Origin of the sequence: Enterobacter sp. 301B, assembly GCF_003850715.1 — a bacterium.
Lineage (GTDB): Bacteria > Pseudomonadota > Gammaproteobacteria > Enterobacterales > Enterobacteriaceae > Enterobacter > Enterobacter intestinihominis.
In genome coordinates this window covers 16,713-40,944 of the sequence record NZ_PQTC01000016.1, presented here as the reverse complement: position 1 = coordinate 40,944, position 24,232 = coordinate 16,713, and the positions used below count along the sequence as shown (strand labels likewise).

Genomic DNA, 24,232 nt, shown 5'->3' with positions numbered 1-24,232 from the left:
CGCTCACTATACTGGCGCCTCGTCTCATTTCTGAGGAAAACCCCCATGGCCGTGGCGTTAAGCCGTGTTACGCCTGCCGTTGTTCAACGACTCCAGGTACCGGTTCAGGTACTGCTCTACGCGGGACTGTTTGTTTTTGCTGAATATCTTGTCGACTGGCTGAACCTGCCTTTACCCGCCAACCTGGTGGGAATGGTGCTGATGCTGACGCTGATCCTCTGTCGCGCGTTGCCCCTTAGCTGGGTGCGGGCCGGTGCGCGCTGGCTGCTGGCGGAGATGCTGCTGTTCTTCGTTCCGGCCGTGGTGGCGGTGGTGAATTATGCGCAACTGCTGATGGTCGACGGCTGGCGCATCTTTGCGGTTATCGCCCTGAGCACGCTGATGGTGCTGGGCGCCACCGCCTGGGTGGTGGATAAAGTGTATCGCTTTGAAATCAGCAGGCAGAAGCATGACTAACTTTCAGATAAGCGTGCTATGCCTGATTGCGACAGTCGTCATTTACTTTGCCAACAAGCGCCTGTATCGCCGCTTTCGCACGCTGCCGCTGATGCCGCTGGTCTTTACGCCGATCCTGCTGGTGCTGATGCTGGTCTTCGGCCATATCTCCTGGCAGAACTACATTGGTGAATCCCACTGGCTGCTGTGGCTGCTCGGCCCGGCGACTATCGCCTTTGCGGTGCCGGTGTATGACAACCTGGCAATTATTAAACGCCACTGGATGTCGCTCAGCGCGGGAGTCGTCACCGCGACGGTAGTGGCGGTGTGCAGCTCGGTCTGGCTGGCGCGGCTGTTTACCCTGTCTGATGAAATCCAGCGCAGCCTGGCGGTACGCTCGGTGACCACACCGTTCGCGCTGGCGGCGGCTAAACCGCTCGGCGGACAGCCGGATCTGGTGGCGCTGTTTGTGGTGGTGACCGGCGTGTTCGGCATGGCAGTGGGGGATGTGCTGTTTCTGCGCCTTTCCATTCGCGAAGGGATGGCGAAAGGGGCAGGGTTTGGCGCGGCGTCGCACGGGGCGGGGACGGCACGTTCGTATGAGCTGGGACAGCAGGAAGGCGTTGTTGCAAGCCTGGTGATGATGCTCTCGGGCGTGACAATGGTATTAATCGCGCCGCTGGTGGCGTGGGTGATGTTTTAAGTTCCCCGGCCAGAGCGACCGGGGAGAAAAGGTTTAGTGCGCGCGGCCTTGCTCAACACCCAGGCCGGTTTGCGAGCGGATAAACTGGGCGCGGAATTTCTCACGCTCCAGGTTACCCTCCGGCGAGTTGTCGGTCGCTGAGAAGAACCAGATCCCAATAAACGCCACGGCAATGGAGAACAGCGCCGGGTATTCATACGGGAAGATAGCGCTTTCGTGACCGAGGATCTGCACCCAGATGGTCGGGCCGAGGATCATCAGAATCACCGCCGTCAGCAGCCCCAGCCAGCCGCCAATCATCGCCCCACGGGTGGTCAGTTTTGACCAGTACATGGAGAGCAGAATGATCGGGAAGTTACAGCTTGCCGCAATCGAGAAGGCCAGCCCCACCATAAAGGCGATGTTCTGCTTCTCGAACAAAATCCCCAGCAGGATGGCGACGACGCCCAGCACCAGTACGGTGATTTTGGAGACTTTCAGCTCATCGCGCTCGCTTGCGCCTTTGCGGAAAACGTTGGCGTAGAGATCGTGCGATACCGCAGACGCACCAGCCAACGTCAGCCCGGCAACCACCGCGAGGATGGTGGCGAAGGCCACGGCAGAGATAAAGCCGAGGAACAGGTTACCGCCTACCGCGTCGGCCAGATGCACCGCCGCCATGTTGTTACCGCCGATAAGCGCGCCCGCCGCGTCTTTAAACGCCGGGTTTGCCCCCACCAGCATGATCGCGCCAAAGCCGATGATAAAGGTCAGTATGTAGAAGTAGCCCATAAACCCGGTGGCGTAGAACACGCTTTTACGCGCTTCACGTGCATCAGACACCGTGAAGAAACGCATCAGGATATGCGGCAGGCCAGCGGTACCGAACATCAGGCCGAGACCGAGCGAGAGCGCGGATATCGGATCTTTCACCAGCCCGCCCGGGCTCATGATCGCTTCCCCTTTCGGGTGCACTGACATGGCTTCGGTAAACAGATTATTGAAGCTGAACCCGACGTGTTTCATCACCATAAAGGCCATAAAGCTGGCGCCGAACAGCAGCAGTACCGCTTTGATGATCTGTACCCAGGTGGTGGCCAGCATGCCGCCGAACAGGACGTACATCACCATCAGCACGCCTACCAGCACCACCGCGACGTGGTAATTCAGACCGAACAGCAGCTCGATCAGTTTGCCCGCGCCGACCATCTGCGCAATCAGGTACAGCGCCACCACCACCAGCGAACCGCAGGCGGAGAGCATGCGGATGGGGCCTTGTTTGAGGCGGTATGAAGCTACGTCTGCAAAGGTGTAGCGGCCAAGGTTACGCAGGCGCTCGGCAATCAGGAACAGAATGATCGGCCAGCCGACGAGGAAGCCGAGGGAGTAGATCAGGCCGTCATACCCCGAGGTATAAACCAGCGCGGAGATCCCGAGGAACGAGGCGGCAGACATAAAGTCTCCCGCAATCGCCAGCCCGTTCTGGAAGCCGGTAATGTTGCCGCCCGCGGTGTAGTAATCGTTACGGGAGCGCACGCGTTTCGACGCCCAGTAGGTGATGTAAAGCGTTAGCACCACGAAAATCAGGAACATGATAATCGCCTGCCAGTTGGTTGGCTGGCGCTGGACCTCGCCGGTAAGGGCATCTGCCGCATGGGCAGCAAAGGGAAGTGTGGCGGCAAGCGCCGTCAGGACTCGCTTCATGATGCTTTTACCTCGCGCAGAACTTCTCTGTTAAGACGATCGAATTCACCGTTCGCACGCCAGACATACACACCTGTCAGCACAAACGAAATAACGATAACGCCAATGCCAATTGGGATGCCGCGCGTAACGCTGGTTCCGGCGTGCAGCGGCGTACCGAGCCACTGCGGCGCAAAGGCGATCAGCAGAATAAAGCCGACGTAAATAACTAGCATGATGATGGAAAGGATAAAGGCAAACCGTTGCCGTTTTTCGACGAGCTCCCTGTAGTGCGCACTATTCTCTATCTGCTGACAAATATCGTTATTCATCACAGAGTCTCCAAAGGTAAGGTTGGTTTGTTTTTATCCCCTCTCCCCTATGGGGAGAGGGTTAGGGTGATGGAAGGAAGGTGCGGTCTGATGCCCTCACCCCGGCCCTCTCCCACGGGGAGAGGGAGAAAACACTAGGAAGGCATTGCGATGGCCTGCTTCTCTTCGAGCAGTTTGTCCACCACGCCAGGATCGGCAAGCGTTGAGGTATCACCGAGGTTGCTGGTGTCGCCCGCTGCGATTTTGCGCAGAATACGGCGCATAATCTTTCCGGAACGGGTTTTCGGCAGTGAGTCGGTCCAGTGCAGCACATCCGGTGTGGCCAGCGGGCCGATCTCTTTACGCACCCAGTTACGCACCTCGGTATACAGCTCTGGCGACGGCTCTTCGCCGTGGTTCAGGGTGACGTAGGCGTAGATTGCCTGGCCTTTGATGTTGTGAGGAATGCCGACAACTGCCGCTTCGGCAATCTTCGGATGCGACACCAGCGCAGACTCAATCTCCGCCGTGCCCAGACGGTGGCCAGAGACGTTCAGCACGTCGTCCACGCGTCCGGTGATCCAGTAATAACCGTCTTCATCCCGGCGCGCGCCGTCGCCGCTGAAGTACATGTTTTTGAAGGTCGAGAAGTAGGTCTGCTCGAACCGCTCGTGGTCGCCGAACAGGGTACGCGCCTGGCCAGGCCAGGAATCGACGATCACCAGATTGCCCTCGGTGGCGCCTTCCTGCGGATTGCCTTCGTTATCCACCAGCGCAGGCTGTACGCCGAAGAACGGACGGGTGGCCGAACCGGCTTTCAGCTGCGTGGCGCCCGGCATCGGGGTGATCATAAAGCCGCCGGTTTCGGTCTGCCACCAGGTGTCCATCACCGGGCACTTCTCGTTGCCGATCTTCTTCCAGTACCACTCCCAGGCTTCCGGGTTGATCGGCTCGCCCACGGAACCGAGGATGCGCAGGGAAGAGCGGTCGGTCCCTTCGATGGCTTTATCGCCTTCCGCCATCAGCGCACGGATCGCCGTTGGCGCGGTGTAGAGAATGTTGACCTGATGCTTATCGACCACCTGGCACATACGCGCCGGCGTTGGCCAGTTAGGTACGCCTTCAAACATCAGCGTCGTTGCGCCGCAGGCCAGCGGGCCGTACAGCAGGTAGCTGTGACCGGTGACCCAGCCCACGTCGGCGGTACACCAGTAGATGTCGCCCGGATGGTAGTCGAAAACGTATTTAAAGGTGGTGGCCGCGTAAACCAGATAGCCGCCGGTGGTATGCAGCACGCCTTTCGGCTTACCGGTGGATCCGGAGGTATAAAGGATAAACAGCGGATCTTCCGCGTTCATCTCTTCCGGCTGATGCTGGTCGCTCGCGTTTTCAATCAGATCGCTCCACCACAGGTCTCGGCCCTCGTGCCAGTCAATGTTGCCGCCCGTGCGTTTGAAGACAATGACGTTATGGATGGATTTCACGTTCGGGTTTTTCAGCGCGTCATCGACGTTTTTCTTCAGCGGAATGCCGCGCCCGGCACGCACGCCCTCGTCAGCGGTGATCACCAGCTTTGAGTTCGAGTCGACGATACGTCCGGCAACCGCCTCCGGCGAGAAGCCACCAAAAATAACGGAGTGGATCGCGCCGATGCGCGCGCAGGCCAGCATAGCCACCGCGGCTTCCGGCACCATCGGCATATAGATCGCCACCACATCGCCTTTTTTAATGCCCTGGGCCAGCAGCACGTTGGCGAAGCGGCAGACGTCGCGATGAAGCTCTTTATATGAGATGTGTTTGCTCTGAGAGGCATCGTCGCCTTCCCAGATAATGGCCGTTTCGTTGCCGCGTTCGGCAAGATGGCGGTCCAGGCAGTTCGCCGCCAGGTTCAGCGTGCCGTCTTCATACCATTTAATGGAGACGTTGCCCGGCGCGAAAGAGGTGTTCTTTACCTTCTGATAAGGTTTGATCCAGTCGAGGATGTGGCCCTGTTCACCCCAGAATGCGTCAGGGCTGGAAATGGACTGCTGGTATTTCTCCTGGTACTGCTCCGGGCTTATCAGGCAACGGTCCGCAATGTTTGCGGGAATGTCGTGTTTGTGTATTTGGCTCATGGCTTTTTTTCTCCTTGTAAGATGTTAATAATATGTCGCAAAAACGTTAATAGTAGGGGCTTTACAAGCTTTGTTTAGTATTTGGGCGACAGATCACGCAATGTCTGAAGAGTATGAAAATTGAGCGAATGAAACTTTGAAGGGAAATAATTCATCTGAAGAATTATTCACTTTTTTGTTTGTAAAAGTTTTTTCATAACAATCGGTTATTGATGTGGATTGCTATTAATTACCGTCAATGACGCTTTTTGCAGTGAAATGCCTTGTTCTTTAAGGCTTGCGCAGCATGCCGTGCAAATGATACTCATACGGCGCGTTAAAAAATCCCATAAACCAACGCAACACAATTCATACCCTTTCAGTATGTCTCCATATTCATGCAGTTTTGCTGGTGCGGAGATTTCATTGAGGAAGTCAGTTTCTATGAAAAATTTGAAAGTCAGCCTGGCCTGGCAGATCCTGCTGGCCCTTGTGCTGGGCATCTTGCTGGGCAGTTACCTCCATTACCATAGCGACAGCCGCGAGTGGCTGATTGCGAACCTTCTCTCGCCAGCGGGCGATATCTTTATTCATCTGATCAAGATGATTGTTGTGCCGATTGTGATCTCGACGCTGGTGGTCGGTATTGCCGGGGTAGGTGATGCGAAACAGTTAGGCCGCATCGGCGTTAAAACCATTCTCTATTTCGAAGTGATCACCACGGTTGCCATCATTCTTGGTATCACCCTGGCGAACGTGTTCCAGCCAGGTTCCGGGATTGATATGTCGCAGCTGGCGACGGTGGATATTTCGAAATATCAAAGCACCACCGCCGACGTGCAGAGCCATTCGCACGGTCTGATGGGCACAATTCTGTCACTGGTGCCGACCAACATTATCGCGTCAATGGCGAAGGGCGAGATGCTGCCGATCATCTTCTTCTCGGTGCTCTTTGGTCTGGGGCTTTCTTCCCTGCCCGCGACGCACCGTGAACCGCTGGTAACGGTGTTCCGCTCTATCTCTGAAACCATGTTCAAAGTTACCCACATGGTGATGCGCTATGCGCCGGTGGGTGTTTTTGCGCTGATCGCCGTAACCGTGGCGAACTTCGGCTTTGCTTCCCTGTGGCCGTTGGCGAAGCTGGTGATTCTGGTGCACTTCGCGATCCTGTTCTTCGCGCTGGTAGTGCTGGGGATTGTGGCGCGCCTGTGCGGGCTGAGCATCTGGATCCTAATCCGCATTCTGAAAGATGAGCTGATTCTGGCGTACTCCACGGCAAGCTCCGAGAGCGTGCTGCCGCGTATCATTGAGAAGATGGAGGCCTACGGTGCACCGGCGTCCATTACCAGCTTCGTTGTACCGACCGGTTACTCCTTCAACCTGGATGGTTCAACGCTATATCAGAGTATTGCGGCAATCTTTATCGCTCAGCTGTACGGCATTGACCTGTCGCTGTGGCAGGAAATCGTACTGGTGTTGACCCTGATGGTGACCTCAAAGGGTATCGCAGGCGTGCCGGGCGTCTCCTTCGTGGTGCTGCTGGCGACGCTGGGCAGCGTCGGTATTCCGCTGGAAGGCCTGGCGTTTATCGCCGGTGTGGACCGTATCCTCGACATGGCGCGTACCGCGCTGAACGTGGTGGGTAATGCGCTGGCGGTGCTGGTAATCTCCAAGTGGGAACACAAGTTCGACCGTAAAAAAGCGCTGGCGTATGAACGCGAGGTGCTGGGTCGTTTTGATAAAACGGCTGACCAATGATGTAAAAATGCCGGGTGGCGGCTTCGCCTTACCGGGCCTACATAACCGTAGGCCCGGTAAGCGCAGCGCCACCGGGCAATAATTTACTCTCCGCTCAACGCATCAAACTCTTCACACCCGGTATCAAACCCTTCCGTACAGCTCAGGTTTAACCAGTAAAGCGCTTTCTGTTTATTCGGTGTGATAAAGCCTTTTTCACCCTGCCTGAACAGCATGCCTGCCCAGTACTCCGCATAACCCGTCCGGGACAGAGCCGAACTCCGCTTGAACCACGCCGCAGCCTGCACGTCATCCTGAGGGACTTCAACGCCGTTGGCATAGATCAGCCCCAGCAGCTGTTGCGCGTCTACCGCCGAGTCACTATCGATGTCTTCGGTCGCCGTTTGCAGCAGTTTAATGGCCTGCGGGTAGTCGGTCTTGCCTGCCTGCGTATTCACCAGCACCCGCGCCAGCATGATCGCGCCGCGTTTGCTGCCCGCAATGTTTGCCTGTTGGGCCAGAGCTTTGGCCTGTGCGTAGTCGCCCTGCGTAAAGAGGATTTGCGACAGCAGCGCCATGGCGTCGACATTGCCGCCTTTCGCCGCTTTCTCGGCCCACAGCGCGGCCTGCTTGCTGTCGCCGGAACTGAACCAGGTATCGGCAAGATAATACTGTGCGCGCGCATCGCCCGCTTCAGCCTGCTTTTTATACTGGCTGCCTATCTCATCGGCATGGGCAAACGCGGTTAAAAATAACAACAACAGAAAAAGGGTTTTCATGGATTCTTATCATCTGGGTACACGCCGCGCAGTATAATCGCGGTGACAGAAGAAAAAAACGGGTGCGTTAAGACCTCAGAATCCCACAAGCCGGGCGGAACACGGGTTCCGCCCGAAGAGGTTAGCCTGCATTACAGGCTAATTTCGCCGCCACCTCCTGATGTTCACTCTTTATTGAAAACTCACATAACTTACCGCGAGTAATAAAGGTAAAGATCACTATCGTCAGGCAAATAATAAAAACGATGCCTAACGCAGTTTTTAATGGCGTCATGCCTTTTACTCCTTGTGAAAAAAAGAATAAGAGGCTACTCTCAACTTGTTGGGGTTGAGGGGTAGCCTCGGGTAAATGCAAATTTCCCGGGGCTTTCCACTTTCTGTCCCTCAACAATGCTCAAGACAGAAAGTCTTAAGCACCCGCCGTATATCTTATCCCTCTGAATTAAAATGCAAAGATGTAATTAATTTTCGCGCAAATTACATTTTTCTGCGAGACGTCTTCAGAGAAATATATTGATATTATTAATAGCGATGCCAGAAATAATAATGGGGTGAATATCTCACCCCATTTAGTCAGCGATTAATTAACAGCTTCATCCCATTGCGCTTTCACGCAGGCGGGCTTTCAGCTTGTTATATTCGTCGATCACGTACTGTTCCGCTGCGCGCTGATCCGCTATGGGCTCCACGTTTACGGCGCAGTATTTATACTCCGGCGTTTTGGTTATCGGGCTTAAGTTCTCCGTCACCAGCTCGTTACAGGCGCCAATCCACCACTGGTAGGTCATATAGACCGCGCCTTTGTTCGGACGGTCGCTGACCTGCGCGCGGGTAATGATGCGGCCTTTACGCGAGTTCACCCACACCAGCGCTTCATCTTCAATACCGAGCCGTTCGGCATCGGCGGTGTTGATCTGCGCGTAGCCCGGTTCATCCGCCAGCGCCGCCAGCGCGGCGCAGTTGCCGGTCATGGAACGGCAGGAGTAATGGCCCACTTCACGCACGGTGGAGAGCACCATCGGATACTCGTCGGTGAGTTTATCGATCGGCGCGACCCAGTCGCAGGTGAAGAATTGCGCCAGCCCGTTCGGGGTGTCGAATTTTTCTTTAAAGAGGTACGACGTTCCCTGATCCGCCTCTGACTCATCCCGGCATGGCCACTGGATGTAGCCTAGCTCACCCATTTTTTCATAGGTTGCCCCATAAAAGTCCGGGCACAGATGCCGCAACTCGTCCCAGATCTCCTGGGTGTTGTTGTAGTGCATCGGGTAGCCCATGCGGGTGGCGATTTCGCTGATGATCTGCCAGTCCGTTTTCAGATCCCACTTCGGCTCGACAGCCTTGAAGAAGCGCTGGAAGCCGCGGTCTGCCGCCGTATAGACACCTTCATGCTCTCCCCAGGAGGTCGACGGTAAAATCACATCCGCCGCCGCCGCGGTTTTGGTCATAAAGATATCCTGAACAATCACCAGCTCCAGATCCTCAAAGCCCTTACGCACCGCAGACAACTCGGCGTCGGTCTGGAGCGGATCTTCACCCATGATGTAGGCCGCACGCACTTCACCGTGCGCCGCGCGGTGCGGCAGCTCGCTGATGCGATACCCCGTGTGCTCAGGCAGGCTCTCCACGCCCCAGGCCTTCGCGAATTTCTCGCGATTTTCCGGGAATTTGACGTACTGGTAGCCCGGATAGGTGTCCGGCAGCGCGCCCATGTCGCACGCGCCCTGCACGTTATTCTGACCACGTACCGGGTTCACGCCCACATGCGCTTTACCCAGATTGCCGGTCAACATGGCGAGGCTGGTGAGCGAGCGCACGGTTTCCACGCCCTGGTAGAACTGGGTCACGCCCATACCCCACAGAATAGCGGCGGTTTTCGCTCCGGCGTACATCCGCGCCGCCTGGCGGATCTCCTGTGCGCTGACGCCGGTTATCGCCTCTACGGACTCCGGCGTATAGCCTTCGACAATCTTGCGATACTCTTCAAACCCTTCCGTACGGCTCGCGACAAACGCCTGGTCGTAGAGGTTCTCCTCAATAATGACGTGCCCCATCGCATTCAACAGCGCGATGTTTGAGCCGTTTTTCAGTGCGATGTGCATATCGGCAATGCGCGCGGTTTCAATTTTGCGCGGATCGCAGACGATGATTTTCGCCCCGTTCTGTTTGGCGCGAATCACGTGATTCGCGACGATAGGGTGAGAATCCGCCGGGTTATAGCCGAAGATGAACACCAGATCGGTGTTATCTATCTCGTTGATGGCATTACTCATTGCGCCGTTACCGACCGACTGGTGCAGACCTGCAACCGATGGGCCGTGTCAGACGCGAGCGCAGCAGTCGACGTTATTGGTACCAATAACGGCGCGCGCGAATTTTTGCATCACATAGTTGGTTTCATTCCCGGTTCCGCGTGAGGAGCCGGTGGTCTGAATCGCATCCGGGCCATACTTGGCCTTGATGGCGCTAAGGCGCGTGGCAACATAATCCAGCGCTTCATTCCAGGAGACGGCTTCCAGCTTGCCGCCGCGCTCGCGGCGGATCATAGGGGTTTTCAGGCGCGGGGTGAGGATTTGGGTATCGTTAATAAAATCCCAGCCGTAGTACCCTTTCAGGCACAGCGTGCCCTGATTGGTTTTACCCTGCGCCGCTTCCGCCCGGACGATTTTGCCGTTATCGACCACCAGGTGGATCTTGCAACCTGAGGCACAATAAGGGCAAACCGTGACGACTTTTTTCATCACTTTGCTCCAGTTAAACAGTTCTTACCTGCCCAATATGCAGCTTCTATGCCATGTTTTTACTATGGGTATTTCCTGACTTTACGACCCTTTGCGGGGCAAAACCCTGACGAAAAACAGCCAATCGTCAAAATTGACGTGTCGAAAGGGCAGGGGATGTGACATGGATTGAATTTCCGTCACGTAAAAAACAATTCGGCTGGAGCCAGCGGCAGAATGGTTCAGACTTAACATAATTCCCTGACGGAAGCATGCGATGAAACCGGCGATTCTGGTGGTTGATGATGATGTCGCAGTCTGCGAACTGCTACAGGATGTGCTCAGCGAGCACGTCTTTACCGTGCTGACGTGTCACACCGGTCAGGAAGCGGTGAACCGTGTCCAGCAGGACTCCGGCATTGCGCTGGTTCTGCTGGACATGATGCTGCCGGATATCAACGGATTACAGGTTTTGCTGCAGATGCAAAAGCGGCGACCGTCGCTACCGGTGGTGATGCTGACGGGGCTGGGAAGTGAATCAGATGTGGTCGTCGGGCTGGAAATGGGCGCTGATGATTACATCGGAAAACCGTTCAATCCGCGCGTGGTGGTCGCCCGCGTTAAGGCGGTGCTGCGTCGTACCGGTGCGCTGGCCGCGGAGCCTGCCGCGCCGCGCGTTGAAGGTATTGCCTTTAACGGCTGGACGCTGGACACCACCCGCTGCGAGCTGAGCGATCCGCAGCGTAATACCGTGCCGTTAACCCAGGGCGAATATGGCCTGCTGCTGGCATTAACGCAAAACGCCCGCCGGGTACTGAGCCGTGAACAACTGCTTGAACTGACCCACAGCGAAAGCGCTGAGGTCTTTGACCGCACTATCGACGTGCTGATCATGCGGTTGCGGCGAAAAATTGAGGTCAATCCGCACCAGCCTCTGCTGATCAAAACCATTCGCGGTCTGGGCTATGTTTTTGCCACGGACGTTTCCCATCATGAGAAAGCCGCCTGACCGTTCTCCTGAATAAACGTCTGAAGCTCGGCCAGCGTTTTCGCGCCGTCAATTGCATTAGCCGCCAGCAGGCTGGCCCGCGCGCAGGCGTGCGCCAGATAAATACTCTCCGTCAGCGGCAGGGATTCATGGCAGCCGTATAAAAAGCCCGCGCAAAACGCGTCGCCCGCGCCGACGCTGCCGATAATCTCGTCCTGCGTCAGCTTCCACGACGGAACCCATTGCCCTTTTTCACCCGGCGCTTCACCCCATGCCCCTTCCGGACAGTGGATCACCACCCGCTGTCGCACGCCTGCCGCCAGCAGCTGTGCGGCAGCGTCGGCGATATGGGCCATGTTCAGCGCATCATGGCCGTCGCGGATCTCAAGCCCGCTAAACTCACCGGCTTCCAGCTCGTTAATCACCAGATAATCAAGATGGCGCAGGGCAGGGAGCACCAGCGGCTGATAGCGCGGGTCGCCCTTGCGGGACACCAGATCGAGCGAGGTTTCATACCCCTGATCGTGCATCTGTGCCAGTAACCGCGCGCTGCGGGTGCCAAATTCCTCGTCCGGCATATCCAGGCTGTCGAGCAGCAGCAGATAGCCGAGATGGAAGATCTTCAGCGATCCGTCTAAACGATCGAAGGCGGGAAGATCCAGCAGGCGGTTGGCGCCCGGCGAGTGGAAAAAGGTGCGCTGTCCGCTGGGGTCGGTCATCACCTGCGACATCGACGTTGGGGAGAACGTCGTGCGCTGCACGCGCTGGCGATTGACGTGATACTGGTCGAGCATCGCCAGAATATAGTCTCCGTCGCTGTCTTCCCCAATCAGCCCCACCGCCTGTAACGGCAGGCCGACGTGCATTTTTGCCAGCGTCAGCAGAACGTTGAGCGGCGCACCGCCGGTTGAGCGTTCGCTGTGGGTGATTTCTGCCAGCCAGCCGCGCTCCGGCCACTGTACGATCTGGTGGACGTGATCCACCAGCATATTGCCTGCGGCGACGATCCCTTTGCGTTCCATTAGGCCTGCCCCGCACTGCCGAAGATGCGCATCTGTTCCGCAACCGTATCGGTAATGGCCTCTTCAATGCCCAGCAGCAGCTCGGCAAACTCATCGTAAAGCGATTGTCGGTTCGCCATGCGTTGCTCAACGGCGGCAAGTGCGGCCTGCGACATGCCGGTATAGAAATTGATTTTATGAATACCGAGTTCAATGGCGCGGCGGAAATCAGTGTCGCTTATGCCAGAGCCACCGTGTAAAACCAGCGGCAGGCCCGTCTGCTGGCGAATGGCGTCCAGACGCGGAAAATCAAGCTTCGGCTCGCCCTTGTATTTGCCGTGCGCGTTGCCAATGGCAACCGCCAGCGCATCGATGCCGGTTGAATCAACAAATTCGCGCGCCAGTTGCGGGTCGGTAAAGAAGGCTTCATCCGCATGACCGTACAGCGCGCCACCTTCATCCCCGCCTACCGCGCCCAGCTCCGCCTCTACCGAGACGCCCACCGCGTGGCACATCTTCACCACTTCCCGGGTCTGGCGGATATTTTCCTCATAGCTCAGCGTGGAGCCGTCGAACATCACCGAGCTGAACCCTAAACGCAGGGCGCGCACCACCGCCTCAAAATGCAGGCCGTGGTCGAGGTTAAGCACCACGGGAATATCGTGGCGGGCAGCTTCGAATTTCACCGCTTCCACCAGCGACTCCAGAGACACGTACTTAAAATGCACTTCGGCGATGTTGATGATAAACGGCGAGCGTTCCTGCTTCGCGGCGGCAAACAGCGCGCGCAGGAAATGGGAGTCGAGCACGTTGAACGCGCCCAGGGCGTAGCGGTGTTCCCTGGCGAGGGCCAGACCGTCGGCAAGAGAAATCAATGGCATCATTCACTCCTTATATCCGAAAGAGGGTGTACTCGTTGCACAGCACCAGCACCGCCGGTTCGTCTTCTTCAATGGTGTTGTAGCGGTCAATGGGCTGTAAAAAGTGGTTGTCGTGTTCATCGTCATTGACCGACGACACTTCGCCCACCAGCACGTCACCAAAGCCGCGTTCACCCCAGAAACTGTGGTACAGGCCGGGCGTCAGGCAGATGCTCTCCCCTGGCGTGAGGCGCAGCTGGCTGCCGGGCATGTGCGTCTGCCGACAGCCATCTATCGTGACGGTCACGTCGGTGTTTTCGGTCTCTTCATGCGCGCCCGCATTCCATAACTCAATAATCAGATTCCCGCCGCCGCGGTTAATAATGTCCTCCCGCTTGCGCCAGTGAAAATGCATCGGCGTCACCTGGCCGTCGCGGACGTGCATGATTTTTTCGGCATAGCACTTTTCATAGGGCACGCCGTTGGGGGAGCCGTTGCGCAGGGTGAACAGCGTTAACCCCTGTGCAGCGAAGTTGTTGCCACCAAATGCCGTCACGTCCCAGCCGAGCCTGAGGTCAAACACCTCCTGCCATGCTGCCTGGTCAAGCTGCTGCCATTTTGTCGGCGGAAAGCTGGCAAACGGCGGGAGATGCACGCCGTGCATGGAGAAGAACTGCCGCGTGTGGCCGAGGATTTCATTGATGTCGGAGCGTTTCATGGGGACTCCTTGAGTTTTTGCCGCCCCCTAACCCTAACCCTCTCCCCAAAGGGGAGAGGGAACTTGAACACCCTCTCTCCTTTGGGGAGAGGGTCGGGGTGAGGGGCTTACTTAACCGTCCACCCCTTATATGTGCCGACGTTCTTTTTATCGATCATCGTCACCGGGATCAGCACGGGCTCTTTCGGCGCAGGTTTGCCCTGAAGAATGTCATAGCCGATCTCCACCGCCTTCGCCGCCATCACCTGCGGATCCTGCGCCGGGGTAGCAACAAACAGCGAGTTTTCGCGCTTCAGGGCTTCTTCACCATCCGGGCTGCCATCTACGCCAACGATAAAGAATTCATTGCGTTGCGCCTGTTTAGCCGCCAGATCGGCGCCGATCGCGGTCGGATCGTTAATCGCGAATACGCCGTCGATCTTCGGATTGGCAGCCAGCAGGGAGGTCATGACCTCCAGGCCGCCTTCGCGGCTGCCTTTGGCGTTCTGATTATCCGAGAGCACTTTGATATCCGGGTGGCGCCTGAACTCGGTCTGGCAGCCCTCCACGCGGTTTTGTACCGCAGAAACCGGCGGTCCGTTGATGATCACCACGTTGCCTTTACCTTTCAGGCGGTCGGTAATGTACTTACAGGCCATTTCTCCCGCCTGAGTGTTATCGGAGGTGATGGTCGCATCGGCCCCTTCCGCCGCCACGTCCACCGCCACGACCACGATCCCCGCCTTTTTAGCGCGTTTTACCGCGGGGCCGATCCCTTTGGAATCCGCGGCATTGAGGATGATCATGTCTACTTTCGCCGCAATGAAGTTATCGATCTGCGACACCTGCTGGCCCAGATCGTACCCGCTGGAGACCAGCGTCACCTTGACGTTGTCCCCCGCCAGCTTGCGCGCTTCCAGCTCGGCACCTTTGGTGATCTGCACGAAGAACGGGTTAGCCAGGTCACCCACCGTCACGCCGATGGATTTCAGATCTTTTGCCTGCGCAAACGGGGTTGCGGCCAGCAGCGCGCCAGCACAGAGCGCGGTCACTAAGGGCTTCAATCTCATGCTGTATTCCTCACGTAGGGTATTGTTGTTATGCACTTTGATGGTGTCGGGTACGGTATTTGTCGATCAGCACCGCTATGATGATCACCGCCCCTTTGATCACCAGCTGCCAGAAATAGGAGACGCCCATCAGCGTCATGCCGTTGTTGAGGGTGGCGATGATCAGCGCGCCCACCAGGGTGCCGGTGATCGTGCCGATCCCGCCGACGAAGCTGGTGCCGCCGAGGATCACCGCCGCAATCGCATCCAGCTCGTACCCCGTGCCGAGGTTGCCGTTGGCGCTGTAGAGACGTGAAGCGCTCATCACGCCGCCTAAGCCCGAGAGCAGGCCACTCATGCCGTAGACAAACAGCAGCACCAGCCAGACCTTAATGCCGGTTAAGCGTGCCGCCTGCATGTTGCCACCAACCGCATAGATGTGAACGCCGAGGGTGGTGCGGCGCAGGATGAACCAGCACACCACAATCACCGCCAGGGCGATCACCACCAGCCACGGAATCGGGCCGAGGTAGTTATTGCCGATCCACTCGAAGTTAATGTTGGAGTTAATAACCGTCGTGCCGTCTGCCAGCAGATAGGCCGCGCCGCGCAGCGCCGTATAGGTGCCGAGCGTGACGATAAACGGCGGAAGTCCGGCGAAGGCCACCAGCGCACCGTTGAACAGCCCCAGCACCATACCGAGCATCAGCGCCGCCGGAATGGAGAGCATCGCAAATTCAGGGATAAGCGACACTACCATCGCCGCCACTGCCGTGGTGCCCAGAATCGAGCCCACGGAGAGGTCAATCCCGCCGGTCAGGATGATGAAGGTCATCCCGGCCGCCAGCACAATGTTGATCGACGCCTGCCGGGTAATGTTGAGCAGGTTGCTCTCGGTGAAAAAGTTCGGGGCGATAAAGCCAAATACCGCCACAATCAGGATTAAAATCGGCAAAATGCCGATCGTTTGCATCAGATCGCTCATCAGCATTTTTTTGGCGGAGGCGGATTTCGCCACCTGCTGCGGATGGGTTGGAGTTGTCATAATTACACCGCCTGATGATGTGTGTCGTTTACGCCGGTTGCCAGCGTCATGATGTTTTCCTGAGAGATGTCGCGCCCGTGCAGTTCACCCGCAATGCTGCCTTCCCGCATCACGTACACCCGGTCGCTCATCCCTACTACTTCCGGCAGCTCGCTGGAGATCATCAGAATCGCAACGCCTTTGCGCGCCATCTGGTTCATGATGCGGTAGATCTCGCTTTTTGCGCCGACGTCTACGCCGCGCGTGGGCTCGTCCAGAATCAGAATGCGCGGGCCTATCGCCACCCAGCGGGAGATCAGCAGTTTTTGCTGGTTGCCGCCGGAGAGCCCGCCCGCGCGCACCTGTGAATGGGGCACGCGGATATTGAGCAGGGCGATGGCGTCATCGGAAATCGACTGCGCTTTTTTGCGGTTCAGCCAGCCGAAGGTGGCGTCGCGCTCCAGCGTCGCCATGGTGATGTTCTCCTGCGCCGCCAGCTCCAGAAACAGACCTTGCTCCTTGCGGTTCTCGGTAAGAAAACCGATGCCGTTCTCAATGGCCGCGCGCGGGGAGTGGATCACCACCGGTTCGCCGTCCACCTCAATCATGCCGCCGGTGGCTTTGCGCACGCCGAAGATCAGCTGCGCCAGCTCGGAACGCCCGGCCCCGACCAGCCCTGCCAGCCCGACGATTTCACCGGAGCGCACCTGCAAACTGCACGGCTGTACTTTTTTGCCGTCGGTGAGGTGGTGGACGTTAAGACGCGGGCTGCCGAGGGGAATATCGCGCTCTTTGTTAAACAGATCGCTGAGCGGACGGCCCACCATCATGCGCACAAGCTCGGAGGCGTTGAGCCTGTCGCGCGTCAGGCTGCCGACGTATTGCCCGTCGCGCAGCACGCTGACGCGGTCCGAGAGTTCATACACTTCCGCCATCCGGTGGCTGATGTAAATAATCGCCATGCCTTCATCGCGCAGGCGCAAAATCAGTTCGAACAGACGGTGGGTTTCGCGTGAGGAGAGGGCGGCGGTAGGTTCGTCCATCACCAGAATGCGGCTGTTGCGGTGCAGGGCGCGGGCGATCTCCACCTGCTGCTGCTCGGCGATCGTCAGCTTCATGACCAGGTCGGTGGCGCTGAACTGCGCACCGAGGCGGTCAATGACCGCCTGCGCCTGGGCAGCCATCTCTTTGCGCTGGACCAGCCCGCCGCGCGACAGCTCGCTGCCGAGAAAAATGTTTTCCGCCACGGTCAGGTTAGGAGCAAGCTGCATCTCCTGATAAATCAGGGTAATGCCTGCGGCCAGCGCATCCTTCGGCCCTTTGATATGAAACGGCTTACCGTCGATGAGGATGTCGCCGCTGCTGGCGGCATAGGCACCTGCGAGGATCTTCATCAGCGTGCTTTTTCCGGCGCCGTTTTCCCCCATCAGCGCGTGGATCTCTCCGGGGAAAACCGTCAAATCCACGCCCTTGAGCGCGTGGAAATTGCCAAACGTCTTGGCAATATTGCGCATCTCTAAAACCGGGGTTCTGCTCATGGCGGATCTCCTGTGAATGTCGATATCTGCACTTCATCACAGGCGCGTAAATGCAAAATGTCAGAAGCTGTTCATATTTGTCATAGTTATGAATAGCTAATCGCCATCACATTTTCCTTTTTCCTCTCCCTGTGGGAGAGGGCCAGGGTGAGGGCACCAATCCGCAGAGGAGCCCAAACCCATGTCTTCACGCCCCCCGTTCTTCACCAGCGCCCGCGGACGCCTGCTGATTTTTAATCTGCTGGTGGTCGCCGTCACGCTGATGGTGAGCGGTGTGGCGGTGCTCGGCTTTCGTCACGCCAGCCAGATCCAGGAGCAGGTCCAACAGCAAACGCTGGATGACATGACCGGCAGCATGAACCTCGCCCGTGATACCGCAAATGTGGCAACGGCGGCGGTGCGGCTGTCGCAGGTGGTCGGTGCGCTGGAGTACAAAGGCGAAGCCGAGCGGCTGAAACAGACGCAGATGGCGCTGCGCCACTCGCTGGATCAACTTGCCGATGCGCCGCTGGCGCAGCAGGAGCCGGCGCTGGTGGCGCGAATTATTCGCAGGAGTAATGAATTACAGCAGAGCGTGACGGGAATGCTGGAGCGCGGGCAAAAGCGGCATCTGGAGCGTAACGCGCTGCTCAGCTCGCTCTATCAAAGCCAAAGCTACCTGCGTCATTTGCAGGATATCAACCGCCGTTACGCGAGCAATGTGCCAGACGCCCGACAGCTTGCAGAGATGGACAGGCTGATCGTTGCCGCCATTGATACCCCTTCACCGCGCGCCACGGTGCAGCAGCTGGATGCAGTAACCGCGGGGTTACCCGCGAGCGCCCTGCAACCGGTGGCCAACCTGGTGCTCCCGGATTTTAATGATGAGCTGCGCAAGCTCGCACCACTGTCGACGCAGCTGGAGGAGAGCGATCTGTCCATCAGCTGGTACATGTTCCACATCAAGGCGCTGGTGGCGATATTAAACAGCGACATTAATCAGTACGTTGAACAGGTGGCGCAGGCTTCCCGTCTTCGCACGGCCCAGAGCCATCACGAGCTGCAATCCATCAGCGTGTTTATCAGCATCTTCGCGGTGCTGGCGCTGATCATCACCGGCTGTGCCTGCTGGTATATTTACCGCAATCTGGGCTCCAACCTGACGGCTATCTCAAGGGCGATGTCGCGTCTCGCTCATGGGGAGCAGGATGTGTCGGTGCCCGCGCTACAGCGGCGTGATGAGCTGGGGGAACTGGCGCGCGCGTTTAACGTTTTCGCCCGCAATACCGCTTCGCTGGAGCACACCACGCGGCTGCTGAAGGAGAAGACCTCACAGATGGAGGTTGACCGCATCGAACGTCAGGGGCTGGAGGAGGCGCTGCTGCACAGCCAGAAAATGAAGGCGGTCGGGCAACTGACGGGTGGCCTGGCGCATGATTTTAATAACCTGCTGGCGGTGATTATCGGCAGTCTGGAGCTGACCGATTCGGCATCACCGGACGCGCCGCGCATCACCCGTGCGCTTAAAGCCGCGGAACGCGGAGCCATGCTCACCCAGCGTCTGCTGGCCTTCTCGCGCAAGCAATCCCTGCAACCCCATGCGGTAGAGATGAAGCCGCTGCTGGAGAACCTGAGCGAGCTGATGCGGCACTCGCTTCCCGCCACGCTGACGCTGGATATTGAAGCGCAAACCCCGGCGTGGCCCGCATGGATTGACGTCAGCCAGCTGGAAAACGCCATTATCAACCTGGTGATGAACGCCCGTGATGCAATGGAGGGGCAATACGGTGTGATCAAAATCCGCACCTGGAACCAGCGTGTGACCCGCAGCGACGGGCGCAGGCAGGATATGGTCGCGCTGGAGGTGATTGACCACGGCTGCGGGATGTCGCAGGAGGTGAAATCGCAGGTCTTTGAACCGTTCTTCACCACCAAACAGACCGGCAGCGGCAGCGGGTTAGGGCTGTCGATGGTGTACGGCTTTGTGCGTCAGTCCGGGGGGCGCGTTGAGATCGAAAGCGCGCCGGGGCAGGGAACCACCGTGCGGCTCCAGCTGCCGCGCTCGACGCTGCCCGCGTTCTCCGATGATGCCGCGCTGGCGACCACGGCCCCGGCAGAAAGTGAGCTGCTTGTGCTGGTCCTGGAAGATGAGGCGGGCGTGCGTCAGACCCTGTGCGAGCAACTGCACCAGCTTGGCTACCTGACACTTGAAGCCGAAAACGGCGAGCAGGCGCTGAACATGCTGGACGCGTCGCCGGATATCGGTATGTTTATCAGCGACCTGATGTTGCCGGGCGGCCTGAGCGGTGCGGAGGTGATCGGCCATGTACGCAGCCACTATCCGCAGTTGCCGGTTCTGCTGATCAGCGGGCAGGATTTGCGCCCGGCGCATAACCCGCAGCTGCCGGACGTTCCGTTACTGCGAAAACCGTTCACCCGCGCACAGCTGGCGCAGGCGCTGCGCAAGGTGAGGGTAATTTGAGATTCCTCCGCTACTCCCGCTAACAGCCAGTCATTACTTTAAGGCCAGTTCACCTGCGAGTCTGGCCTTATGAAACGTTACTCTACCGCTCTGTTATTGGGTCTGCTGACTTTAACCAGCCAACTGGCGCATGCCGATGTGATTGATGATGCTATTGGCAATATTCAGCAGGCGATCAACGACGCCTATAACCCCGGCAGCAGCCGTAATGACGATGACGACGATCGTTACGATCGCAGCCGTCAAACCGACAGCCGCCAGTACGACGATCGTCGCCGGCAGTTAGAAGACCGACGCCAGCGCTTAGACGAGCGTCAGCGGCAGCTGGATGACGACCGGCGTCGGTTAGAGGAGGATGAGCGCCGGTTAGAGGATGATTACGATCGGTGGTAAACCCCGGTATCGCAACGCATAGGCCGGGTAAGGCGCAGCCGCCACCCGGCAAAACCTAATCCAGCACCAGCACCATCCCGTCATACCCCGCTTCAATGCCGTCCGGCAGCGGGTTATCCATCATCCAGACGTCAAACTGATGGCTGATATGCGTCAGGATCACCTGCGGACAGCCAATCACCTCGTTCAGCGCAATCACCGTATTCAAATCACAGTGGTTGCGCGGCGTCTCCTGGCGCGGTTCATGGCTACAGTCAATAATCATCGCCTGCGGCTGATTATTTAGCAGAAATGTCACCGTTTTATCCGGTAGCCCGGCGGTATCAGAAAGCCACGCCACGCGACTGTGGGCGGACTCCAGCAGATAGCCAAATGTGAGTTTTGAATGGTTGAGCGGCAGCGGCGTGACCCGCAAGCCCTGAAGTTCAAACGTCACAAACGGCTCCACCGTGTGGCTGAAATCGAGAAGGCCCGGATGTTTGAACAGGTCGTCACAGCCTGCGTCGTCCGGCGGACCGTAAACCGGAATGGTCGCCCCCACGCCCCAGCGCAGAGGAAACAGCCCCTGAACGTGATCCATATGATAATGGGTAAGCAAAAACTGCCTGAAACTCCCTGCGGGCCAGTCGTCCATCAGGTCTGGAATACCTGCGTCCAGCAAGGTGACCGCATCGTTGAATTTCACCGCCGCGCTGCAGGGGCGACGGCGATAATTTTCCTGTAAACGCGCCCGTCGGCACGCCGCGCAGTCGCAGCCAAACACCGGCACCAGCTGCGCCCCTCCGGTTCCTGTCAGCGTGATCGTCAGACTCATAACGCACCTCTACAGCGGTTTGGTGAAGCGGAAATGGCTTTGCGTATACCCTTCACGAACATAAAAACGGTGCGCGTCCACGCGCTTCACGCTGGTGGAAAGCTCGGTCAGCTCGGCGCCTGCCTGGCGTGCGATCTCCTCTGCCCAGGCCAGCAACTGGCTGCCCACTTTCAATCCGCGCGCCTGCGGCATCACCACCAGCTCCTGGATCTCGCCGATCCAGCGGGCGTGGTGCAGGTGAAACTGCATGTGCAGGCCGATCATCCCGATGATCTTCCCGTCCAGCTCGGCCAGCTGGTAGCGCATATTGTGATCCTGCAAGTTGGCCAGATACCCGGCGTGAAACGCCTGATGATCGAACTCGGCCTGTTTAAGTTCGCAGATCAGAGCGTAAACGATCGGCGCATCGTCGGCGATGGCGGGGCGAAGCTGGCAGTCAGGCATGCTGTTTCTCCTTCTGGCGAATAAGCGATAGAAAGGTCTCGACTGACTGTAGCAAACTTCCGTCGTTATTGAGGAGATGGCAACCCGACGGGGTGTAGCGCGCCGCCCGTTCCAGCCGCTGGTCGATCTCGCGTGCGTTTTCGCGCCCCCGCTTTTGCAGCCGGCTACGCAGAACCTCCGGGGAAACCTGCAAACAGACCGGGAGCAGCGCCGCTTCGTACCGGGCGCGAGCCTGCGGGAGATGCGCCCGTGAGCCGTTAACAAGCACGTCGAACCCCGCGTGCAGCCAGAGGTCGATCTCAATGCCGACGCCATAGTAGTAACCGTTGGCATGCCAGCTTAGCGCCAGCAGGTTTTGTCCGGCGCGGGTAAAAAACTCCTGCTCGCTCAGGGCGATATGGTTTTCGCTTCCGGCGTTGGCATCGCGCGTGATATAGCGGTGCGCCACCAGCAGCTGTGAGTGTTCCCGCTGCCGTAACGCCGACAGCAGGCTGTCCTTCCCGGAGCCGGACGGGCCCATTAACCAGATGAGTCTTCCCATCAGAACACCCTTTTTCCCTGACGCCAGACGTGGTCGATATGAATGTGCTCGCCCTTACGGTGCGCCAGCACCAGATCGGCCCGTTTCCCCTCGGCGATTTCCCCGCGATCGTGAAGATTAAGCGCCGAGGCCGGGTTTTTCGTCACCAGGCGAATCGCCTGCGGCAGCGTGAAGCTATTGCCTTCGTCGTCCGCGACGCGGAAGGCCGCGTCCAGCAGGCTGGCGGGGTAATAGTCAGATGAGAGGATATCCAGCAGGCCGAGGGAGGCGAGCTTGCTTGCCGCCACGTTTCCGGAGTGCGACCCGCCGCGCACGATGTTCGGCGCACCCATTAGCACGTTCATGCCATGCTTACGCGATGCCTCTGCCGCCTCGAACGTGGTGGGAAATTCGGCGATCACGCTCCCAAGCTGGTGGGATTCTCGGACATGGTCGTGCGTGGCGTCATCATGGCTGGCCAGGGCAATATTACGGTCACGGCACATCGCGGCAATGGAGAGACGATTCGGCTGCGACCACCGCGCCGCAAGCTGGAGCTGCTCTTCTTCATAGCGCGCCATCTCGGCATCATTGAGCGCGTATTTGCCCTGATAGTATTCGCGATACTTTTCAATGTTGGCGAACTGGCGCTGCCCCGGCGAGTGATCCATCAGGGAAACCAGCGAGACCGGCTCGCGGCCCACCAGCTTTTCAAACAGCGGCAGGGTAGTGTGGTGCGGCAGCTCGCAGCGCAGGTGCAGGCGGTGCTCGGCGCGGTTGAGGCCGCGCTTTTGCGTCTCCTCCACGGCGTTGATCATCTTCTCCAGGTTCTCCAGCCGATCGCCGCCGTCGCGCACGTCGCCGATCGCCACCGCGTCCAGCACCGTGGTGATGCCGCTGGCGACCATCAGCGCGTCGTGGCTGCTCATCGCTGAATGAGCAGGCCAGTCGACCTTCGGGCGGGGCGTGAAAAATTTATCAAGATTATCGGTATGCAGCTCAATCAGCCCCGGCAGCAGCCAGCCGCCTTCGCCATCCATCGCGTCCGGTGAGCGGCTCTGGGTTTCAGCAAACGCGCGGATGACACCGTACCGGACCTCAACCGAGCCGTTCACGACTTCATTTTCCAGTACCAGCCTGACGTTATTGATAATCATACGTTTGTCCCCATCGGGTGCAGTCTGTCCGCCACGCGATGGCGTACGGCGTCGTCGTGGAAGATCCCGACGATCGCCGCGCCGCGCGCTTTGGCCTGTTCGATCAGTTCCATCACCGCTGCGCTGTTTTTACTGTCGAGCGAGGCGGTGGGTTCATCCAGGAGTAAAATCGGGTAATCGACGATAAAGCCGCGGGCGATGTTCACGCGCTGCTGTTCGCCGCCGGAAAAGGTCGACGGGGCGAGGTGCCACAGACGCTCCGGTACGTTGAGACGCGTCAGCAGGCTGGCGGCTTTAGCGGCGCAGGTTTCGCGCGGCACGCCGAGATCCAGCAGGGGCTGCATGACCACGTCCAGGGCAGAGATCCGCGGGATCACCCGCAGGAACTGGCTGACCCAGCCGATCGTCGAGCGGCGTACTTCCAGCACCTTGCGCGCGGGAGCCTGGACCAGATCGACCCATTCATTGTTATGGCGGATATGGATATGGCCTTCGTCCGGCAGGTAGTTGGCATACAGGGAGCGCAGCAGGGTGGATTTTCCGCTGCCGGAATGGCCATGCAGCACCACGCATTCGCCGTTGCTGACCTCTAATGAGGCATTTTGCAGTACCGGCAGGCGGACACCGTTTTGCTGGTGGAGCACAAAGGTTTTACTGACATTTTCAACGTGGATCATTTTTGCCTCGCGATTCGTTTTGCCGGGTGGCGGCTTCGCCTTACCCGGCCTACGGGTGCGGTGTTCGTTTTGCCGGGTGGCGGCTTCGCCTTACCCGGCCTACGGGTGCGGTGTTCGTTTTGCCGGGTGGTGGCTTCGCCTTACCCGGCCTACGGGTGCGGTGTTCGTT

Annotated in this window: 23 protein-coding genes; 6 read left to right on the top strand and 17 right to left on the bottom strand. The window is 58.3% G+C overall.

Annotated features, from left to right (window positions below):
• Positions 1-45: 45 nt before the first annotated feature.
• Complete coding sequence (locus C3451_RS17250; RefSeq protein WP_022646760.1) at positions 46-456, top strand: CidA/LrgA family protein; 411 nt, start codon at positions 46-48, stop codon at positions 454-456.
• Entirely contained in the window at positions 449-1,138 is a 690-nt protein-coding gene (locus tag C3451_RS17245; RefSeq protein ID WP_022646761.1) for an LrgB family protein, read from the top strand. Before C3451_RS17250 ends, C3451_RS17245 begins: the two co-directional genes overlap by 8 nt.
• A gap of 33 nt (positions 1,139-1,171) precedes the next feature.
• Here the strand turns inward: C3451_RS17245 and actP are convergent, their stop codons facing one another.
• The 3 genes from actP to acs all read right to left on the bottom strand — a co-directional run bounded on the left by actP (position 1,172) and on the right by acs (position 5,225).
• Positions 1,172-2,821, bottom strand: coding sequence for a cation/acetate symporter ActP (actP, locus tag C3451_RS17240; protein WP_023299099.1), 1,650 nt, complete (start codon positions 2,819-2,821; stop codon positions 1,172-1,174).
• The gene (locus tag C3451_RS17235) at positions 2,818-3,132 is read right to left on the bottom strand and encodes a DUF485 domain-containing protein (RefSeq protein WP_022646763.1); all 315 of its coding nucleotides are present in this window, start codon (positions 3,130-3,132) and stop codon (positions 2,818-2,820) included. Before C3451_RS17235 ends, actP begins: the two co-directional genes overlap by 4 nt.
• Before the next feature lie 134 nt (positions 3,133-3,266).
• Complete coding sequence (gene acs, locus C3451_RS17230; RefSeq protein WP_045620931.1) at positions 3,267-5,225, bottom strand: acetate--CoA ligase; 1,959 nt, start codon at positions 5,223-5,225, stop codon at positions 3,267-3,269.
• A 423-nt stretch (positions 5,226-5,648) separates the two neighbouring features.
• On the opposite strand from acs, the gene gltP reads away from it, so the two are divergent.
• Positions 5,649-6,962 (top strand): glutamate/aspartate:proton symporter GltP, encoded by a 1,314-nt coding sequence (gene gltP / locus C3451_RS17225; RefSeq protein WP_022646765.1) that lies wholly within the window; start codon positions 5,649-5,651, stop codon positions 6,960-6,962.
• A gap of 83 nt (positions 6,963-7,045) precedes the next feature.
• On the opposite strand, the gene C3451_RS17220 is transcribed toward gltP, so the two are convergent.
• From C3451_RS17220 to fdhF, 3 genes are all read right to left on the bottom strand, one after another.
• Positions 7,046-7,720: a tetratricopeptide repeat protein gene (locus tag C3451_RS17220; protein ID WP_045620932.1), complete on the bottom strand. Its 675-nt coding sequence runs from the start codon at positions 7,718-7,720 to the stop codon at positions 7,046-7,048.
• 121 nt (positions 7,721-7,841) lie between these two features.
• Positions 7,842-7,994 carry a Hok/Gef family protein gene (locus C3451_RS17215; protein ID WP_023299102.1) on the bottom strand — a complete coding sequence of 51 codons (153 nt, stop codon included), beginning with the start codon at positions 7,992-7,994 and terminating at the stop codon, positions 7,842-7,844.
• Positions 7,995-8,313: 319 nt separating this feature from the next.
• Positions 8,314-10,461 carry a formate dehydrogenase subunit alpha gene (fdhF, locus tag C3451_RS17210; RefSeq protein ID WP_080298763.1) on the bottom strand — a complete coding sequence of 716 codons (2,148 nt, stop codon included), beginning with the start codon at positions 10,459-10,461 and terminating at the stop codon, positions 8,314-8,316.
• Between the two features lie 256 nt (positions 10,462-10,717).
• Between fdhF and C3451_RS17205 the strand changes: the two genes are divergently transcribed.
• A complete protein-coding gene (locus C3451_RS17205) occupies positions 10,718-11,449 on the top strand; it encodes a response regulator transcription factor (protein WP_022646769.1) in 732 nt (243 codons plus the stop codon).
• On the opposite strand, the gene C3451_RS17200 is transcribed toward C3451_RS17205, so the two are convergent.
• The 6 genes from C3451_RS17200 to C3451_RS17175 form a co-directional block, all read right to left on the bottom strand.
• Entirely contained in the window at positions 11,431-12,450 is a 1,020-nt protein-coding gene (locus C3451_RS17200; protein ID WP_023299104.1) for a carbohydrate kinase family protein, read from the bottom strand. The two genes, C3451_RS17205 and C3451_RS17200, sit on opposite strands and share 19 nt — an antisense overlap.
• On the bottom strand, positions 12,450-13,310 hold the full coding sequence (locus C3451_RS17195) for a ketose 1,6-bisphosphate aldolase (RefSeq protein WP_045620934.1): 861 nt from the start codon (positions 13,308-13,310) through the stop codon (positions 12,450-12,452). Before C3451_RS17195 ends, C3451_RS17200 begins: the two co-directional genes overlap by 1 nt.
• A 10-nt stretch (positions 13,311-13,320) precedes the next feature.
• Entirely contained in the window at positions 13,321-14,007 is a 687-nt protein-coding gene (locus C3451_RS17190) for a D-lyxose/D-mannose family sugar isomerase (protein ID WP_045620935.1), read from the bottom strand.
• 107 nt (positions 14,008-14,114) lie between these two features.
• Positions 14,115-15,056 carry an ABC transporter substrate-binding protein gene (locus tag C3451_RS17185; RefSeq protein ID WP_045620936.1) on the bottom strand — a complete coding sequence of 314 codons (942 nt, stop codon included), beginning with the start codon at positions 15,054-15,056 and terminating at the stop codon, positions 14,115-14,117.
• Positions 15,057-15,084: 28 nt separating this feature from the next.
• Complete coding sequence (locus C3451_RS17180; protein WP_003860239.1) at positions 15,085-16,080, bottom strand: ribose ABC transporter permease; 996 nt, start codon at positions 16,078-16,080, stop codon at positions 15,085-15,087.
• A gap of 2 nt (positions 16,081-16,082) precedes the next feature.
• A complete protein-coding gene (locus C3451_RS17175; protein WP_045620937.1) occupies positions 16,083-17,597 on the bottom strand; it encodes a sugar ABC transporter ATP-binding protein in 1,515 nt (504 codons plus the stop codon).
• 181 nt (positions 17,598-17,778) lie between these two features.
• Between C3451_RS17175 and C3451_RS17170 the strand changes: the two genes are divergently transcribed.
• Together C3451_RS17170 and yjdP are read left to right on the top strand one after the other, a co-directional pair.
• On the top strand, positions 17,779-20,058 hold the full coding sequence (locus tag C3451_RS17170) for a hybrid sensor histidine kinase/response regulator (protein WP_045620938.1): 2,280 nt from the start codon (positions 17,779-17,781) through the stop codon (positions 20,056-20,058).
• Positions 20,059-20,127: 69 nt separating this feature from the next.
• Positions 20,128-20,451, top strand: a complete 324-nt coding sequence (yjdP, locus tag C3451_RS17165) for a DDRRRQL repeat protein YjdP (RefSeq protein WP_017382647.1) — start codon at positions 20,128-20,130, stop codon at positions 20,449-20,451.
• 55 nt (positions 20,452-20,506) lie between these two features.
• Here the strand turns inward: yjdP and phnP are convergent, their stop codons facing one another.
• The 5 genes from phnP to phnL are packed head-to-tail and all read right to left on the bottom strand — an operon-like array spanning position 20,507 to position 24,063.
• The gene (gene phnP / locus C3451_RS17160) at positions 20,507-21,265 is read right to left on the bottom strand and encodes a phosphonate metabolism protein PhnP (protein WP_045620939.1); all 759 of its coding nucleotides are present in this window, start codon (positions 21,263-21,265) and stop codon (positions 20,507-20,509) included.
• 9 nt (positions 21,266-21,274) lie between these two features.
• Positions 21,275-21,709: an aminoalkylphosphonate N-acetyltransferase gene (gene phnO / locus C3451_RS17155; RefSeq protein ID WP_045620940.1), complete on the bottom strand. Its 435-nt coding sequence runs from the start codon at positions 21,707-21,709 to the stop codon at positions 21,275-21,277.
• Positions 21,702-22,253 carry a ribose 1,5-bisphosphokinase gene (phnN, locus tag C3451_RS17150; RefSeq protein ID WP_032621424.1) on the bottom strand — a complete coding sequence of 184 codons (552 nt, stop codon included), beginning with the start codon at positions 22,251-22,253 and terminating at the stop codon, positions 21,702-21,704. Before phnN ends, phnO begins: the two co-directional genes overlap by 8 nt.
• The gene (gene phnM, locus C3451_RS17145; protein WP_124304356.1) at positions 22,250-23,386 is read right to left on the bottom strand and encodes an alpha-D-ribose 1-methylphosphonate 5-triphosphate diphosphatase; all 1,137 of its coding nucleotides are present in this window, start codon (positions 23,384-23,386) and stop codon (positions 22,250-22,252) included. Before phnM ends, phnN begins: the two co-directional genes overlap by 4 nt.
• The gene (gene phnL, locus C3451_RS17140) at positions 23,383-24,063 is read right to left on the bottom strand and encodes a phosphonate C-P lyase system protein PhnL (protein ID WP_022646780.1); all 681 of its coding nucleotides are present in this window, start codon (positions 24,061-24,063) and stop codon (positions 23,383-23,385) included. Before phnL ends, phnM begins: the two co-directional genes overlap by 4 nt.
• Positions 24,064-24,232: the final 169 nt, after the last annotated feature.